We start from the raw sequence: 14,736 nt of genomic DNA on the forward strand, positions 1-14,736 counted from the left end.
GTTGTCGGAATCGCGGCGCGCTCAGGCGCCTTGTCTTTGCTTTTGCCATTGTGCCTTCAGCGCCGCGACCACGGCCGGCGGCACGAAGCCGGACACGTCGCCGCCGAGCCGGGCGATCTCGCGCACCAGCGACGACGAGATGAAGCCGTATTGCTCGGCCGGGGTCAGGAACAACGTCTCGACCTCCGGGATCAGGTGGCGGTTCATGCTGGCCAGCTGGAACTCGTATTCGAAGTCGGACACCGCACGCAGGCCACGCAGCAATACGCCGCCGCCCACCTCCGTGACGAAGTGCGCGAGCAGGCCGTCGAAGCCCCGCACTTCCACGTGCGGATGCTTGGCCACCGCATCGCGGGCCAGCTCGACGCGCTGCGCCAGCGGCAACGCGGGGCCTTTGCCCGGGCTTTCCGCCACCCCGATGATCACCCGCTCGAACAGCGGCGCGGCGCGGTCGATCAGGTCGATATGGCCATTGGTGATCGGGTCGAACGTGCCGGGATAAACCGCCGTCCGGTTGCGTGCCACAGTCATTCAGTCGTCGCCGGCGAATCGTCGGGGCGAAGTGTAGCAGCGCCCTGCCCTGCGGGGGTCCGATACACGGCGAAGCGCACGTCCCGGCTGCCGCCCTCCCGGTGCAGGGTCCAGCCGGCCGGCACGCGGGGGGCTGTTCCGGCGGGCGATTCGACGTAGATCCACGCGCCCGGCGCCAGATGGTTCCGCAGGCCGTCGATGGCTTGCTCCCACAGGCCATCGGCGAAGGGCGGGTCCAGGAATACCAGGTCGAAGGCGCCCCCACGGCCGCCCAGCCACGCCAGTGCGTCAGCCGCGTGCACCTCGGCCGGTGCGGACAGCTTCGCCACCGCCTCGCGCAGCGCCGCGGCCAGCCCCGGGTCGCGCTCCACCAGCACGGCGTGCGTGGCGCCGCGCGACAGCGCTTCCAGCCCCAGCACGCCGGTACCGGCGAACAGGTCGAGCACACGCGCGCCCGGCAATGCCGGCATCAGCCAGTTGAACAGGGTCTCGCGCACGCGGTCGCTGCTCGGCCGCAGGCCGGGACGGTCCTGCACCGCCAGCTTCGTGCCGCGCCATCGCCCACCGATGATCCGCACCTGGCCGGCGCCGCGCGGCGCGGAGGCAGGTGCTGGGGAGGGACGGCGGGGGCTTCGGGACATCGGGGCGACGGCGACGGAAGGCCCCGCATGATACTTCCCGTGCAGGAGGGGCTTCAGCCCCGACCGCAGGTCAGAACACGCGTCTGGCGTTCAGCGGTGCTTACCAGATCGCGGCGCATCGGTGACAGGATCGCGGTCGGGGCTGAAGCCCCTCCTACAGGGCGTCGTGGGTTGAAATCGGCGGACATACCCATACACCGGGACGCATCGGCCGCGCCTGCGGCCCGCATACCGATCCAAGGAGCACGTCCACGATGACCACCGAAACCCGCAAGGAAACACTGGGCTTCCAGGCCGAAGTGAAGCAGCTGCTGCAGCTGATGATCCACTCGCTGTACTCGAACAAGGAGATCTTCCTGCGCGAGCTGGTGTCCAACGCCGCCGACGCCGCCGACAAGCTGCGCTTCGAGGCCCTCAAGGACCCCACCCTGCTGGCTGAAGATCCCATTCTGCGCATCCGCATCGGCTTCGATGCCGAAGCACGTACGGTGACCATCGACGACAACGGCATCGGCATGAGTCGCGATGAGGCCGTCGCCCATCTCGGGACGATCGCGAAGTCCGGCACCGGCGACTTCCTCAAGGCGCTGTCCGGCGACCAGAAGAAGGACGCCAACCTGATCGGCCAGTTCGGCGTGGGTTTCTACAGCGCCTTCATCGTGGCCGACCGCGTGGACGTGTTCAGCCGCCGCGCGGGCCTGCCCGCCAGCGAGGGCGTGCACTGGTCCAGCGCCGGCGAAGGCGATTTCGAAGTCGCCACGGTCGACAAGCCCGAACGCGGCACGCGCGTCGTGCTGCACCTGAAGGACGGCGAGGAGGGCTTTGCGGACGGTTGGAAACTGCGCGGCATCATCAAGAAGTACTCCGACCATGTCGGCCTGCCGATCGAGATGCCGAAGGAACACCACGGCGAGGACAAGCCCGCCACGCCCGAATGGGAAGCCGTCAACAAGGCCAGCGCACTGTGGACGCGCGCCAAGTCCGAAATCAAGGACGAGGAATACACCGAGTTCTACAAGCACATCGCCCACGACTTCACCGACCCGGTGGCATGGAGCCACAACAAGGTCGAAGGCAAGCTGGAATACACGTCGCTTCTTTACGTCCCGGGCCGCGCGCCATTCGACCTGTACCACCGCGACGGCGCCAAGGGCCTGAAGCTGTACGTGCAACGCGTCTTCATCATGGACCAGGCCGAGCAGTTCCTGCCGCTGTACCTGCGCTTCCTGCGCGGCGTGGTGGACTCGTCCGATCTGTCGCTCAACGTCTCCCGCGAGATCCTGCAGTCGGGTCCGGTGGTGGATTCGATGCGCTCGGCGCTGACCAAGCGCGCGCTCGACATGCTGGAGAAGCTGGCCAAGGACAAGCCGGACGACTACAAGGCGTTCTGGGCGAACTTCGGCCAGGTGCTGAAGGAAGGCCCGGCCGAGGACTACGCCAACCGCGAGAAGATCGCCGGCCTGCTGCGCTTCGCTTCCACGCACGATGCCTCGGGCGCATCCAGCGTATCGCTGGCCGACTACGCCGGTCGCCTGCAGGAAGGCCAGGACAAGCTGTACTACCTCACCGGCGAGTCCTACGCGCAGATCAAGGACAGCCCGCACCTGGAGATCTTCCGCAAGAAGGGCATCGAAGTGCTGCTGCTTACCGACCGCATCGACGAGTGGCTGATGGGCTACCTGACCGAGTTCGACGGCAAGTCCTTCGTCGATGTCGCCCGCGGCGACCTCGATCTGGGCGCGCTGGACAGCGAAGACGAGAAGAAGAGGCAGGAGGAAAGCGCGAAAGCCAAGGAAGCCCTCACCGGCCGCATCAAGGCCGTGCTGGGCCTGGACGTGGCCGACGTGCGCGTCTCGCACCGCTTGACCGATTCCCCGGCAATCCTCGCCATCGGCCAGGGCGACCTGGGCCTGCAGATGCGCCAGTTGCTGGAGGCCAGCGGCCAGGCGGCACCCGAGAGCAAGCCGGTGTTCGAGTTCAACCCGGAGCACCCGCTGATCGCGAAACTCGATGCCGAGAGCGATGCGAACCGCTTCGCCAGCCTCACGCGCGTGCTGTTCGACCAGGCTGCGCTGGCCGCCGGCGAGAGCCTGAAGGACCCGGCCGGCTACGTGAAGCGACTGAATGCATTGCTGCTGGAACTGTCCGCATGAAGGATCCCTTCTCCCCGCAAGCGGGGAGAAGGTGCCCGCAGGGCGGATGAGGGGCGAACGAAGTGGGGGCAGGTGAGACGTTTCGTACGCTGAAGAGGCGTGTCACTCGACAGGGCCTCTGTCATTGCCGCATCACGGCTCCGTCAGCCCCTCACCCGCCTTCGGCACCCTCTCCCCGTAAACGGGGAGAGGGAGAACTCACATGGATGCCGACGTTACGCGCTTACATCCAGCAAACCGCCCAACACCTGTCCTGCCACCTTAAGCACGAACAGGTTCGCGCCGGCCATCGCCTCGTAGGTCAGCATCGCCGCCACATCCTCCACCGGGGCGGTCGGATCAGCAGGCGCCTCGACCACCGTCGCCGACACTCCGCCCACCGCCTCGGCGGACAGCGCCACGCGCTGTCGTGCAGCATCCGGCGTGGCCAGGTTGGCGATGTTGTGCGCTGCGGCCTGCATGCCGAGCGAGGCGGCGCGCAGGCCGGACGTAGCGATACCGGCGATAGGGGTCATGCGATGACTCCACAGGGTTTCCAGCCTCGATATCGGCCGCCGCCGGCCCCACTTTAGCCCAGCGTCCACGGCCGCCCGACAGCCGGGTGGTAGCATGTCGCCCTCTTCGAGATACCCCCTGAAATGATCGGTTTTTTCCGCCGCAAGAAGCCTCAGGACGGCCCGGACGCCGCCCAGACCCGCCCCAGTACCGAAGAACTCGCCGCCGCCTTTCCGCGCGCGCCGGGCGAACCACTGCCGGCGGACGCAATCCCTGCTTCCCCTCCCGTGGCGGACGAAGCGGTGCCGGAGGCGGAAGCGCCCCGGAACGATGCCGGCCCGCTGCCCGAAACCGCCGCCGCTGCGCCAGGAGCGGATGAGCCTGAGCCCGTCGATGCCGCGCCCGCGGCGCCGGCCGGCAAGTCGGGCTGGCGCGACCGCCTGCGCCGCACCAGCGCTGCATTGGGATTGGCCGGCCTGTTCACGCGCAACCCGCGCCTGGACGACGATCTGCTGGACGAGATCGAAACCGCGTTGCTGACCGCCGACGTGGGCGTTCCCGCCACGACCGCGATCATCGAAGACCTGCGCAAGCGGATGAAGGAACGCGAGTTCGCCGATGCACAGGCACTGCTGAAGGCACTGCGCGCGGACCTGATCGCGCTCATCGCGCCGGTCGCCCGGCCCCTGGTGATCGACGCCAGCCGCAAGCCGTTCGTCGTGCTGACCATTGGCGTCAACGGCGTGGGCAAGACCACCACCATCGGCAAGCTCGCGCGCCGCTTCAAGCAGGATGGCCACAGCCTGATGCTGGCGGCCGGCGACACGTTCCGCGCCGCCGCCGTGGCCCAGCTGCAGACATGGGGCGAACGCAACGGGGTGCCGGTTATCGCGCAGGGGCAGGATGCGGATCCGGCGTCGGTTGCCTTCGACGCGCTCCAGTCGGCCAGGTCGCGCGGCTTCGACGTGCTGATCGCCGATACTGCGGGCCGCCTGCACACGCAGACCGGCCTGATGAGCGAACTGGGCAAGATCCGCCGCGTGCTCGGCAAGATCGACGACACCGCCCCGCACGAAGTGCTGATGGTCATCGACGGCACCACCGGGCAGAACGCGCTTTCGCAGTTGCGCCAGTTCCACGCCGCGGTCGGCGTCACCGGGCTGGTGGTCACCAAGCTCGATGGCACGGCCAAGGGCGGCGTGGTGTTCGCGCTGGCGCGCGAGTTCGGCATCCCGATCCGCTATGCCGGCATCGGTGAGCGCCTGGAAGACCTGCGCGTGTTCGATGCGGAAGCCTTCGTCGATGCACTGCTGCCGGAAGCGCTGGGTGCCGGCTGACATCAGGGCCACCGCTGTCGTGGGAGCGACGTCAGTCGCGATCAACCACCGCGATGGCGTCATCGCGACTGACGTCGCTCCCACGGGTCGTCCCGCGTGAGCAGGGCCATCCCCTTTACCCATCGCCTGCTGGCCTGGTTCGACCGGCACGGCCGCCACGACCTGCCGTGGCAGCATGCACGCACGCCGTACCGTGTGTGGCTGTCAGAAATCATGCTGCAGCAGACGCAGGTAGCCACGGTCGTTCCGTACTTCCTGCGCTTCGTCGAGCGTTTTCCCACCCTGCCCGACCTGGCCACCGCTTCCACCGATGACGTGATGGCGCACTGGGCAGGACTGGGCTACTACGCCCGCGCCCGCAACCTGCATGCGGCGGCGAAGGCGTGCGTCGTGCAGCATGGCGGCGATCTGCCACGCGATTTCGACGCGCTGCATGCACTGCCCGGCATCGGACGCAGCACGGCGGGCGCCATCCTGGCGCAGGCGTGGAACGACCGCTTTCCCATCCTCGATGGCAACGTCAAGCGTGTACTGGCGCGCTTCCACGGCATCGCCGGCTGGCCCGGCCTGCCAGCGGTGGAAAAGCGATTGTGGGCGCTGGCGGAAACGCACCTGCACGATGTGCCCGACGGCCGCCTGGCCGACTACACGCAGGCGCAGATGGATTTCGGTGCCACGCTGTGCACGCGCGCGAAGCCGGCCTGCGTGATGTGCCCGCAACAGGACGGCTGCGTGGCGCGCCGTGATGGTCTGGTGGACGTGCTGCCCACCTCCAGGCCCTCGAAGACGCTGCCGGAGCGGGAGGCCGTGGCGTTGTGGCTCGAGAACGCCGATGGCGAGATCCTGCTGCAGCGCCGCCCGGAGACCGGCATCTGGGCCTCGCTGTGGACCTTGCCGCAGGCGGACACCGACGCGGGCATGCGCGACTGGTTCGCGCACGAAGTGCAGGGGCAATACGACAGCGCCGAGGAGCTGCCGGTGGTGGTGCACACCTTCAGCCACTACCGCCTGCACCTGCAACCGCTGCGCGTACGCAGGGTCGCCCTGCGTGGCAGGGTGCGCGACAATGACGATCTGCGATGGGTCGCTCGCGGCGAACTCGCGAAGCTGGGCCTGCCCGCGCCGATCCGCAAACTGCTGGGAAACTGAATGATGTCGCGCACCGTCTACTGCCAGTACGAACACCGCGACGTGGAGGGACTGGATTTCGTGCCCTACCCCGGCGAGTTGGGCAAGCGCATCTTCGCGCACATCGGCAAACCGGCGTGGGCTGCATGGCTGGCGCACCAGACCATGCTGATCAACGAGAACCGGCTGTCCCCGCGCGATCCCAAGCATCGCGCGTTCCTTGAAGTGGAACTGGAGAAGTTCCTGTTCGGCGGCGGCGCGGACAAACCGACCGGATACGTGCCGGAATCCTGAACTGCGCGACGCGTGCTGCCCCGCCGGAACAGACAGGTCCGGCAACAGGCCGTGCTCTGGAAAGCGTGGGGCTTCCCCGCACGATCAACGCTTTCCAGCCTCCCGCTCCACGGCCGCGGCTTCGCGCAACTCCTTCTGGCTGGCGCGCAGGGCCTTGACGTCCAACGACCTGATGGTCTCGATGCGGCAGGGAATATTGATGCTGGAGGTGCCGGCACCCAAGGGGATCACGTCATCGAACTTTGCCGACACCCGACCGCCGAACTGGGTCACGGAGATGGCGGTGGCGTAGTCCAGGTCCTGGCAGGGACCGGACAGCTCCAGCAGATATCCTTCGCTGGGCTTGGTCCATACGGCGAGCGCGCCGTCGCCAAGCGGCGTCCAGCCATTGAACCTGCCGAAATACTTGAAGTCCTTGACCGGCTCTCCGGCATGCCCGCGGTAGAAGGCGAGCTTTTCGGCATCGGTCTGCCGGCCGTCGGTCGCGCAGGCGGCCAGACCGGACGCGATCAGCAGGGCGAAGGGAATCAGGCGTTTCATGGTCGTTCTCTGTCGGCGCGTTGAGGGGGCGCACTCCCGTGGATGCATGATGCCTCCGCCCGGCGCAGCCTGCGGCGGCCGCACGACCCGCCATTCAGGGGCTGTCCGGCTTGCCATTGCCCCGACCGGTCCGTATCATTGCCGCTCTTCGCGCCGGCACTGCCGTACCGCGACAGATCCTGGCCTGGTAGCTCAGTTGGTAGAGCAGCGGATTGAAAATCCGCGTGTCGGTGGTTCGAATCCGCCCCGGGCCACCACTCATTCCGAAGGGCCTGCCGCAAGGCAGGCCCTTTTGTTTTGCCTGCGCCCAGGGCCGCGCCGATGCGCCCGGCCCCGTCCCCTCATCGCGTTACTCCGCAGCGGCCGCTTCCCTGCCCTGCTGGCGGATGATCGCTTCCTGCCGCGCGTCCTCGATGGCATGCCGCACGCTGTCCACATCCACGCGCGAGGCATCGTGGGTAAACAGCCCCGTCAGCTCCGTGTCCGGGTGCAGGGTGCCGGCTTCGTACAGCGCCCACATCTCCTCGCCATACCACGTGTCCAGCAGTTCCGGCGCATAACGGCCCAGGCGCGCCGTCAGGGCGTTGACGTCGCGCAGCAGCAGTCGACGGCTGGCGTTGTTGCCGGCGGCACTGACCACCTGCGGGAAATCGATGATCACCGGGCCTTCCCCGCCCACCAGCACGTTGTACTCCGACAGATCCCCGTGGATCAGACCGGCACACAGCATCTTGACCACCTCGCGCACCAGGAAACGGTGGAAGTCGCGCGCCTGCTCCGGCGTCAGGTCCACTTCGCCCAGACGGGGCGCGGAGTGGCCGCTGGCATCGGCGACAAGCTCCATCACCAGCACGCCATGCACATAACCGAACGGTTCTGGCACGCGCACGCCGGCATCACGCAGCTGGTACAGGGCGTCGACTTCGGCGTTCTTCCATGCCACTTCCTGCTGCTTGCGCCCATAGCGCGTGGCCTTGCCCATCGCGCGCGCCTCGCGGCTGCCGCGGACCTTGCGCCCTTCCTGGTACAGCGTGCGCTGCTGGAAACTGCGCTGCGCCATGTCCTTGTAGACCTTGGCGCAGCGGACTTCGCCTCCCGCATCCACCACATAGACAGAGGCTTCCTTGCCGCTTTTCAGCGGCCGCAGCACGCGGTCGATCACACCGTCATCGATCAGCGCTTGCAGTCCTGGGGGCGTTTTCATGCGGTCCTGGCGGGAAAATGAAGATGAAGAACGAAGATTCGACGCGGGGCGTCCCCGCTATCTTTACACTAGCCGCCCTGAAACGCCGGTGTTCCCATGCCTGAACCCATCCGCCTGGCCAAACGCGTCGCTGAACTCACCGGCTGTTCGCGCACGGAGGCCGAGCAGTACATCGAAGGGGGCTGGGTCACCGTGGACGGTGAAACGGTGGAGGCGCCGCAACATCCGGTTACCACCGAGCGCGTGGAAATCGACCCGGCTGCCGAACTCACGGCCACCGAGCCAGCCACCCTGCTGCTGCACAAGCCCGAAGGCGTTGCCTGGCAGGATACGGCCGTCTTGGCCACCCCGGCCACGCATCTGCTCGAAGACGACAGCGGCGTGCGTCCACTGAAGCGCCATTTCCACCGCTTGACTCCCCTGATGCCATTGGACACCGGGGCCAGCGGACTCATGGTGCTGAGCCAGGATGGCCGCGTATGGCGCCGCCTGACCGAGGACTATGCGGAGATCGAGCAGGAATTCGTGGTGGAGATCCGCGGCAACACCGACCCGTACACCCTCAGCCGCATCGGCCACGTGGCCAGCTACCAGGGCCGGGGGCTGGCGCCCTGCAAGGTCAGCTGGCAGAACGAGGTGCGGCTGCGTTTCGCGATCAAGGACGTGCAGCCGGGCGAGCTGAGCCACCGCTGCCGCGAAGGTGGGCTTGAGGTGGTGTCGATCCGGCGGCTGCGCATCGGCCGGATCGCACTGGCGAAGATGCCGGTGGGCCAGTGGCGCTATCTGCCGGTCGGTGCGCGCTTCTAGGGCACGGCTTTGCCGCATCGGGCGAATAGCGGTTTCGCGGCGCCGCATCGCGCACAACGAGCGCCGCCCTGCCTATCCTGAGCGACCCCACCCTCGCCGCCCCTATCCATGACGAATGCTCCCTCTCCCCATGCGGTCGGCCAACGCTGGCGCTGCCGTGGTCGCGGCGCAAGGGAGACACCGGTACTGACGATCAATCGCATCGATCCGCACCCGCTGGGCGGCGAGATCCTGCACGTCAGCGTGAGCGAAGCACGCATCCGCCATCCCGGCCTGCGCGCAGGCGTCATCACCACCTTCGCCCACCTGCCGATCATCGGCCAGGTACTGGAACGCAGTGCCGCCGAACTGGTCGGCCAGGGCGCCATCGACCCGGCCTACCTGGAAGGCTACGACCAGTGGAAGCAGGCCTTCGACGCGGGCCAGGCCGGCGCCTACGGCATCAGCCTGGCGGAGATTCTGGACCTGATCGAAGACATGCTGGCCAAACGCAACGACACCGTGGCGCGCTGACGCCGGCACGCACTCAGGGCGTTGCCGGGCGCGGCTTCGGCTTCGGAATGTCCGCCTTCGGCGCACGCCCGGATCCGATCATCGCCACCGCGCGCATCTCCACCACCGCACCGGGTGCGAGCAGCGCGCTCGTGCCGACCGCACTCCACGCGGGGTAGTTCGCGGGGAAGAACTCGTGGTGGATCGGGGCGAAGCGGGCGAACTCGGCCTGGAAGCTCTGTGGATCAGTCGGGCCGGTGTGGAAAGTCGTCAGTTCAACGACGTCGGCATAGTTGGCGCCGGCCTGTGCCAGCTGCTTGCCCAGCGCCACGAACATGCGACGCACCTTTTCTTCGTACGTCCCCGGGCCGGCGGCGGGAATGCCGGACACGATCACCATGTCGCCCACTTTCACCACGGGCGTGTAGTGCCAGTCGTGGTACGCCGCTTCGTGGCCGGGAGTGGCGAAGTGTTCGCGGGTCGGGGCTTCCTGCGCCGTGGCGTGGAAGGCAACAAGCGAAAGAAGCAGGCATGACAGGCGCGGCAACATGGGCGTGACTCCGGCGGAAGTTCTGCAGTCTTGCCCCCGCCGGGGGCCTGCGCCATGTCCCATCCGTCACGCCGCCGGCCCGTCCATCCACGCCGGCCGGCGCGCAGCGATCGCACTTCCTGGCGCCCACCACAGTCTCCATTGACGCAGCCGTCTACGTCCTTCGTCGCCATGCCTGCCCCGGAAGCCAGACCCAGGAGGGCGATGTTGTTCCTTTGCGCGCAAGGACTAAAGGGACGGCAACCAAAAAGAAAAGCCACCGGGCTGGAGAGTGGCCCGGTGGCTTGGGGGATGCGCGCCGGCCTCTCTCCGGCGCGCACCGCACTCAATGGCCGTTGCCGGCGGCCAGCTTGTCCAGATCGATGCCCTGGTTGCGCAGCGTACGGGTCGCGGCGATCGCATAGAACACAAGGTAAGCGAAGCACGCCACGCCGACGATGAAGCTGAAATGGACGCCGACCTTGTCGGCCAACGCACCCTGGGCAAGGCTGACGAAGCCGCCCCCCATGATCATCATGATCAGCAGGCTGCTGCCCTGGTTGGTGTTGTTGCCCAACCCGGTGATGGCCAGCGCGAAGATGCACGGCCACATGGTGCTGCAGAACAGGCCGACGCTGATGAAGGCCACCACGCTGGTCCAGCCGGTGGTGAACATGCCGATCAGCAGCGCGGCAATGCCGCAGATGGAGAAGTACAGCAGCATGCGTGCCGGATTGCCCTTGCTGGCCAGGGTCGCGAGGATCATCAACACGATGACGGCGGCGTAGCCCAGGAACTGCGAGACGTCATGCTTCATGATGGCGTTGACCGCCAGGAACACAGCGAACGCCACGTACGGCAGCAGCAGCGTCAGCCAGCGCTTCGCGCCCGCCCCCACATTGAACGCACCCGCCGCGCCGCCCCAGCGGCCGATCATCAGGCTGGCCCAGTAGAGCGACACGAACGGGGCGATCTGCGACGTATCCAGGCCCAGACCTTCGGGCGACTCGAGATAGGCCGGCAGGTTGCTGATGGTGGACACCTCCACGCCGACGTAGACGAAGATCGCCAGCATGCCCAATACCAGCTGCGGGTAGCCCAGCGCCGACTTCTTGTGGATCAGCTTGCTGCTGTCCTGGGCCTCGGTCTCGGACAGCTTCTCCAAGTCGATGTGGTTGGGCACCGAGGAGAACTTCAGGAAGATCGCCACCAGGATGAAGGCGACGCCCAGCACCAGGTACGGCGTCTTCACACTTTCGATGCTGGCTTCGGTGTTGCCGGTCAGCACGCTGCCGAAGATCGCCACGCTTACCAGCAGCGGCCCGATGGTGGTGCCGAAGTTGTTGATGCCGCCCGCCAGGGTCAATCGCTGCGCACCGGTCTTGGGATCACCGATGACGATGGCCAGCGGATTGGCCGCGATCTGCTGCAGCGAGAATCCCAGGCCGACGATGAAGAGGCCCGACAGCATCAGGCTGAACGAACCGGTGTTGGCCGCGGGATAGAACAGCAGCGTGCCCAACGCGGATATCACCAGCCCCAGGCAGATGCCGTTCTTGTAGCCGATCCTGTTGAGCAGATCGAGCCCGATGACCTTGGAAATCGCCACGTAGATCAGCGAGCCGACGGTATACGCCACGTAGAACGCAACGGCGACATACTGGCTCTGCGCCTGCGTCAGGTCGAAGGCCTTCTTGAACACCGGAATCAGGATGTCGTTGCTCGCCGCAACGAAGCCCCAGAAGAAGAACACGGTGATCAGCACGCCGAACTGCGACCATCGGGTGGTTTGTGTGGTCATGGATTGGTATGCCTGCTGGTATGGGATCCGGACGGAACGGCCAGCCTACGGGGCCGCCGCGCGATTGCAACTTGCACTGCGTCAGCGCCCTGCGGCTCGGCCGCAAGGCGCAGGACACTCACTGCGCGCACTTCACCACATCGGCGCCATCCGCCGCACCGGCGACCACCTGGATATTGGTGAACGCGGCAGCGAACGGAGCATCGGCGGCGATGCTGAAAGGCGTATCCACGCCGGTCAGGTCCGCACCGAGCTTGCCGAAGCAGGCCAGCGGCACCTTGACGGTCTGCTTCCTGCCGACCGCATCGCCGGAGAACGTCGCCGTCAGGTCGAGGCTCGCACCGCAGTTGGCACCGCACCCCAGCGTGAACTGCACGGGTTTGACCGGCGCCTGTTTCACCACCACGTCGAACTGCACCACGCCACGCGCGGTGGCCATCGCCGCGAGGTTGTTCTTCGAAGGATTGCGGGCGAAGAAGCGTGCCGGCGCCAGCCAGGTCACCTCCTTGGCGTCCTGCTGCGTGTTGACCTGCACCGTTCCAATCTGCAGCGCAGGCTTCGCCTGCGGCCAGCGCTGCGTGGCATTCATGTCGGAACCCACCGCCTTCTCTTCGCTGCCCGCAGCCATCTGCAGGGTGAAGGGTGCGATGTCGGACTGCTTGAAGATGCCCAGCGTGGTCGCATCACCGCAACGGGTCGTGCTGTCTTCCGGCAACTTGCCCACACGACCACTGTCGCCATAGCGCAGGCCGGTATCCAGTGCGAACTGGGGCGTGCTGTCGGCCTTCGGACACGCGACGGCCGGCCATGGGAACGTCAGCTTGCCGCGGAAATCATGCGCCGGCTTGCCGTCGGCGCCCGCGACCAGCACGTCGGTGACGCCCTTGCCTTCCGTGCCGGGCAGCCAGGCGGCGACGAAGCTGTTGGACAGATTGATCAGGTCGTTGGCGTACAGCGCGCGCCCAGACAGGAACACGGTGACGACCGGCTTGCCGCTGGCGGCTGCCGCCTTCAGCGTGGCCAGATCTTCCGGGTGGCGGCGGCTGTGCGCCATCGTATCGGACGGCACGATGTCGCCATTGGTCTCGGCGTAGGGCGTCTCGCCGATGGCGGCCACGATGACGTCGTAGGTCGCCGGGTCCACGCCTTCGGCGCTGTCGCGCAGCTGCACATTCGCCTCGCCCAGCTGCTCCCGCAGGCCGGCCGCGATGCTGTCGGCATTCGGGAAGTCGGCGTTGGTGTTGTCGGTGCCCTGCCAGGTCAGTGACCAGCCACCGGTCTGGTTGGAGATGCTGTCGGCGCTCTTGCCGACCAGCAGCACGCGTTGGCCCTTCCTCAGTGGCAACGCGCCGCCCTCGTTCTTCAGCAGCACCAGCGACTCGCGTGCGGCGCGACGGGCCAGGTCGCGGTGCACCAGCGATTCCAGCTTGCCGGCATGCTGGCTGGCGGACGGCTTGTGGTCCCACAGTCCGGCGCGCAGCTTGACCCGCAGGATGCGGGTGACTGCATCATCGATGCGTGCCTGAGGGATTTCTCCCGACTTCACCTGTGCGATCGTGTTGGCGATGAAGCTCTTCCACTTGTCCGGCACCATCACCATGTCGATGCCGGCGTTGACGGCCTGCGGACAGCTGTCGTCGGTGCAGCCGGTGACCTGGCCGATACCGTTCCAATCGGAAACGACGAAGCCGTCGAAGCCCATCTTCTCCTTCAGCGCCACCGTCAACAGGTCGCGCGTGCCGTGCATCTTGCCGTAGTCCTTGCCGGCCGCGACATCGTTCCAGCTGTTGAACGAGGCCATGACCGTCTGCACACCGGCTTCGATGGCGCCGTAGTAGCCCTGGCCGTGGATGTTGATCATCTGCGCCTGCGTGACCAGCGCGTTGCCCTGGTCCTTGCCGCCCTCGGTGGCGCCATCGCCGATGAAGTGCTTGGCGGTGGCGACGACGTTGCCGTCCTTGTCCAGCACACCCTGCATGCCCTTCACGTAAGCGGTCGCGTACTCGCGCACGAGCGCGGGCTGCGAGGAATAGCTCTCATATGTGCGGCCCCAGCGCGCGTTCTGCGCTACGGCGACGGTGGGCGCGAACGTCCACGCCACGCCGGTTGCGCGGGTGGACTGTCCGGTGGCTTCGGCGATACGTTCGATCAGTTCGACGTCATGCGCGGCGCCCAGGCCGATGTTGTGCGGGAAGATGGTGGCCCCATAGACGTTGCTGTGCCCGTGCACGGCGTCCGTGCCCCAGATCACCGGCACGGGGATCTTGGCGTCGGTGCCCATGGAGGCGTCGTAATACGCGTCGGCGAGCTTGACCCAGTCTTCGACCTTGGCGTGCTTGTTCATCGCCGGCCACGAACCGCCGCCGTTGAGCACCGAGCCGATGTAGTACTGGCGCACTTCATCCGGCGTGATGGCCTTGATCTCCGGCTGCACCATCTGCCCGACCTTCTGCTCCAGCGTCATGCTGGCAAGGATCTCGGCCACGCGCGCCTCGATGGCGGGGTCCTGGGCAAACCGGCTCTCCAGCGCCGGCCAGTCCTTCAATTCGGCCGACTCGGCGGCGGAAGCATCGGGCTTGGTGTCGGCGGCATCCTTCTGGCCGGTACACGACAGGCAGGCCAACAGGCTGGCCCCCAGCAGGGTCATTCGGATCGGCTTCACTCGCATATTCCTCGATGTCAGCGTGCACCACATTCCCGACAGGATGTACGCCATATGGAAAAGTCCGACGGGACGCGAGGCCATGCGCCGCATCCCGCCGGTCAGTCAGTGCTTTACGCGGA

Annotated in this window: 14 protein-coding genes and 1 tRNA gene; 7 read left to right on the forward strand and 8 right to left on the reverse strand. The window is 66.9% G+C overall.

Features of this window, described 5'->3' with window-relative positions:
- Positions 1-21 precede the first annotated feature (21 nt).
- Positions 22-531 carry a pantetheine-phosphate adenylyltransferase gene (gene coaD, locus WBN46_RS03700; protein WP_192200513.1) on the reverse strand — a complete coding sequence of 170 codons (510 nt, stop codon included), beginning with the start codon at positions 529-531 and terminating at the stop codon, positions 22-24.
- Complete coding sequence (gene rsmD / locus WBN46_RS03705; RefSeq protein WP_337730342.1) at positions 528-1,172, reverse strand: 16S rRNA (guanine(966)-N(2))-methyltransferase RsmD; 645 nt, start codon at positions 1,170-1,172, stop codon at positions 528-530. The genes coaD and rsmD overlap by 4 nt, the downstream gene beginning before the upstream one ends.
- Positions 1,173-1,426: 254 nt before the next feature.
- Here rsmD and htpG point away from each other — a divergent pair, with 254 nt between their 5' ends.
- Positions 1,427-3,325, forward strand: coding sequence for a molecular chaperone HtpG (gene htpG / locus WBN46_RS03710; RefSeq protein ID WP_337730343.1), 1,899 nt, complete (start codon positions 1,427-1,429; stop codon positions 3,323-3,325).
- A 215-nt stretch (positions 3,326-3,540) separates the two neighbouring features.
- Here htpG and WBN46_RS03715 read toward each other — a convergent pair whose 3' ends face one another.
- Positions 3,541-3,840 (reverse strand): hypothetical protein, encoded by a 300-nt coding sequence (locus WBN46_RS03715; protein WP_337730344.1) that lies wholly within the window; start codon positions 3,838-3,840, stop codon positions 3,541-3,543.
- A gap of 123 nt (positions 3,841-3,963) precedes the next feature.
- Here WBN46_RS03715 and ftsY point away from each other — a divergent pair, with 123 nt between their 5' ends.
- The 3 genes from ftsY to WBN46_RS03730 all read left to right on the forward strand — a co-directional run bounded on the left by ftsY (position 3,964) and on the right by WBN46_RS03730 (position 6,579).
- Entirely contained in the window at positions 3,964-5,157 is a 1,194-nt protein-coding gene (gene ftsY, locus WBN46_RS03720; protein WP_337730345.1) for a signal recognition particle-docking protein FtsY, read from the forward strand.
- A gap of 96 nt (positions 5,158-5,253) precedes the next feature.
- A complete protein-coding gene (gene mutY / locus WBN46_RS03725; RefSeq protein ID WP_337730346.1) occupies positions 5,254-6,306 on the forward strand; it encodes an A/G-specific adenine glycosylase in 1,053 nt (350 codons plus the stop codon).
- A 3-nt stretch (positions 6,307-6,309) separates the two neighbouring features.
- Positions 6,310-6,579, forward strand: coding sequence for an oxidative damage protection protein (locus WBN46_RS03730; RefSeq protein ID WP_337730877.1), 270 nt, complete (start codon positions 6,310-6,312; stop codon positions 6,577-6,579).
- 84 nt (positions 6,580-6,663) lie between these two features.
- Here the strand turns inward: WBN46_RS03730 and WBN46_RS03735 are convergent, their stop codons facing one another.
- On the reverse strand, positions 6,664-7,119 hold the full coding sequence (locus tag WBN46_RS03735; RefSeq protein WP_337730347.1) for a DUF6491 family protein: 456 nt from the start codon (positions 7,117-7,119) through the stop codon (positions 6,664-6,666).
- A gap of 181 nt (positions 7,120-7,300) precedes the next feature.
- Between WBN46_RS03735 and WBN46_RS03740 the strand changes: the two genes are divergently transcribed.
- Positions 7,301-7,376, forward strand: a tRNA-Phe gene (locus WBN46_RS03740).
- Positions 7,377-7,468: 92 nt separating this feature from the next.
- Here WBN46_RS03740 and WBN46_RS03745 read toward each other — a convergent pair.
- On the reverse strand, positions 7,469-8,323 hold the full coding sequence (locus WBN46_RS03745) for a PA4780 family RIO1-like protein kinase (protein WP_192200506.1): 855 nt from the start codon (positions 8,321-8,323) through the stop codon (positions 7,469-7,471).
- 96 nt (positions 8,324-8,419) lie between these two features.
- On the opposite strand from WBN46_RS03745, the gene WBN46_RS03750 reads away from it, so the two are divergent.
- Positions 8,420-9,130 (forward strand): rRNA pseudouridine synthase, encoded by a 711-nt coding sequence (locus WBN46_RS03750; RefSeq protein ID WP_337730348.1) that lies wholly within the window; start codon positions 8,420-8,422, stop codon positions 9,128-9,130.
- Positions 9,131-9,238: 108 nt separating this feature from the next.
- The gene (locus tag WBN46_RS03755; RefSeq protein ID WP_337730349.1) at positions 9,239-9,643 is read left to right on the forward strand and encodes a hypothetical protein; all 405 of its coding nucleotides are present in this window, start codon (positions 9,239-9,241) and stop codon (positions 9,641-9,643) included.
- Between the two features lie 13 nt (positions 9,644-9,656).
- Here WBN46_RS03755 and WBN46_RS03760 read toward each other — a convergent pair whose 3' ends face one another.
- The 3 genes from WBN46_RS03760 to WBN46_RS03770 form a co-directional block, all read right to left on the reverse strand.
- Complete coding sequence (locus WBN46_RS03760) at positions 9,657-10,172, reverse strand: Rid family hydrolase (RefSeq protein WP_337730350.1); 516 nt, start codon at positions 10,170-10,172, stop codon at positions 9,657-9,659.
- A gap of 325 nt (positions 10,173-10,497) precedes the next feature.
- Positions 10,498-11,952 carry an MFS transporter gene (locus tag WBN46_RS03765; protein WP_142123725.1) on the reverse strand — a complete coding sequence of 485 codons (1,455 nt, stop codon included), beginning with the start codon at positions 11,950-11,952 and terminating at the stop codon, positions 10,498-10,500.
- Positions 11,953-12,070: 118 nt separating this feature from the next.
- Entirely contained in the window at positions 12,071-14,614 is a 2,544-nt protein-coding gene (locus WBN46_RS03770; protein ID WP_337730351.1) for a glycoside hydrolase family 3 N-terminal domain-containing protein, read from the reverse strand.
- Positions 14,615-14,736: the final 122 nt, after the last annotated feature.

This window comes from Pseudoxanthomonas sp. CCNWLW251 (assembly GCF_037402255.1).
In the GTDB taxonomy this organism is placed as follows: Bacteria; Pseudomonadota; Gammaproteobacteria; order Xanthomonadales; family Xanthomonadaceae; genus Pseudoxanthomonas_A.

Coding starts and splice junctions, on each gene's coding strand:
- coaD (WP_192200513.1), bottom strand. CDS start 531: ATGACTGTGGCACGCAACCGGACGGCGGTTTATCCCGGCACGTTCGAC.
- rsmD (WP_337730342.1), bottom strand. CDS start 1,172: ATGTCCCGAAGCCCCCGCCGTCCCTCCCCAGCACCTGCCTCCGCGCCG.
- htpG (WP_337730343.1), top strand. CDS start 1,427: ATGACCACCGAAACCCGCAAGGAAACACTGGGCTTCCAGGCCGAAGTG.
- WBN46_RS03715 (WP_337730344.1), bottom strand. CDS start 3,840: ATGACCCCTATCGCCGGTATCGCTACGTCCGGCCTGCGCGCCGCCTCG.
- ftsY (WP_337730345.1), top strand. CDS start 3,964: ATGATCGGTTTTTTCCGCCGCAAGAAGCCTCAGGACGGCCCGGACGCC.
- WBN46_RS03730 (WP_337730877.1), top strand. CDS start 6,310: ATGTCGCGCACCGTCTACTGCCAGTACGAACACCGCGACGTGGAGGGA.
- WBN46_RS03735 (WP_337730347.1), bottom strand. CDS start 7,119: ATGAAACGCCTGATTCCCTTCGCCCTGCTGATCGCGTCCGGTCTGGCC.
- WBN46_RS03745 (WP_192200506.1), bottom strand. CDS start 8,323: ATGAAAACGCCCCCAGGACTGCAAGCGCTGATCGATGACGGTGTGATC.
- WBN46_RS03750 (WP_337730348.1), top strand. CDS start 8,420: ATGCCTGAACCCATCCGCCTGGCCAAACGCGTCGCTGAACTCACCGGC.
- WBN46_RS03755 (WP_337730349.1), top strand. CDS start 9,239: ATGACGAATGCTCCCTCTCCCCATGCGGTCGGCCAACGCTGGCGCTGC.
- WBN46_RS03760 (WP_337730350.1), bottom strand. CDS start 10,172: ATGTTGCCGCGCCTGTCATGCCTGCTTCTTTCGCTTGTTGCCTTCCAC.
- WBN46_RS03765 (WP_142123725.1), bottom strand. CDS start 11,952: ATGACCACACAAACCACCCGATGGTCGCAGTTCGGCGTGCTGATCACC.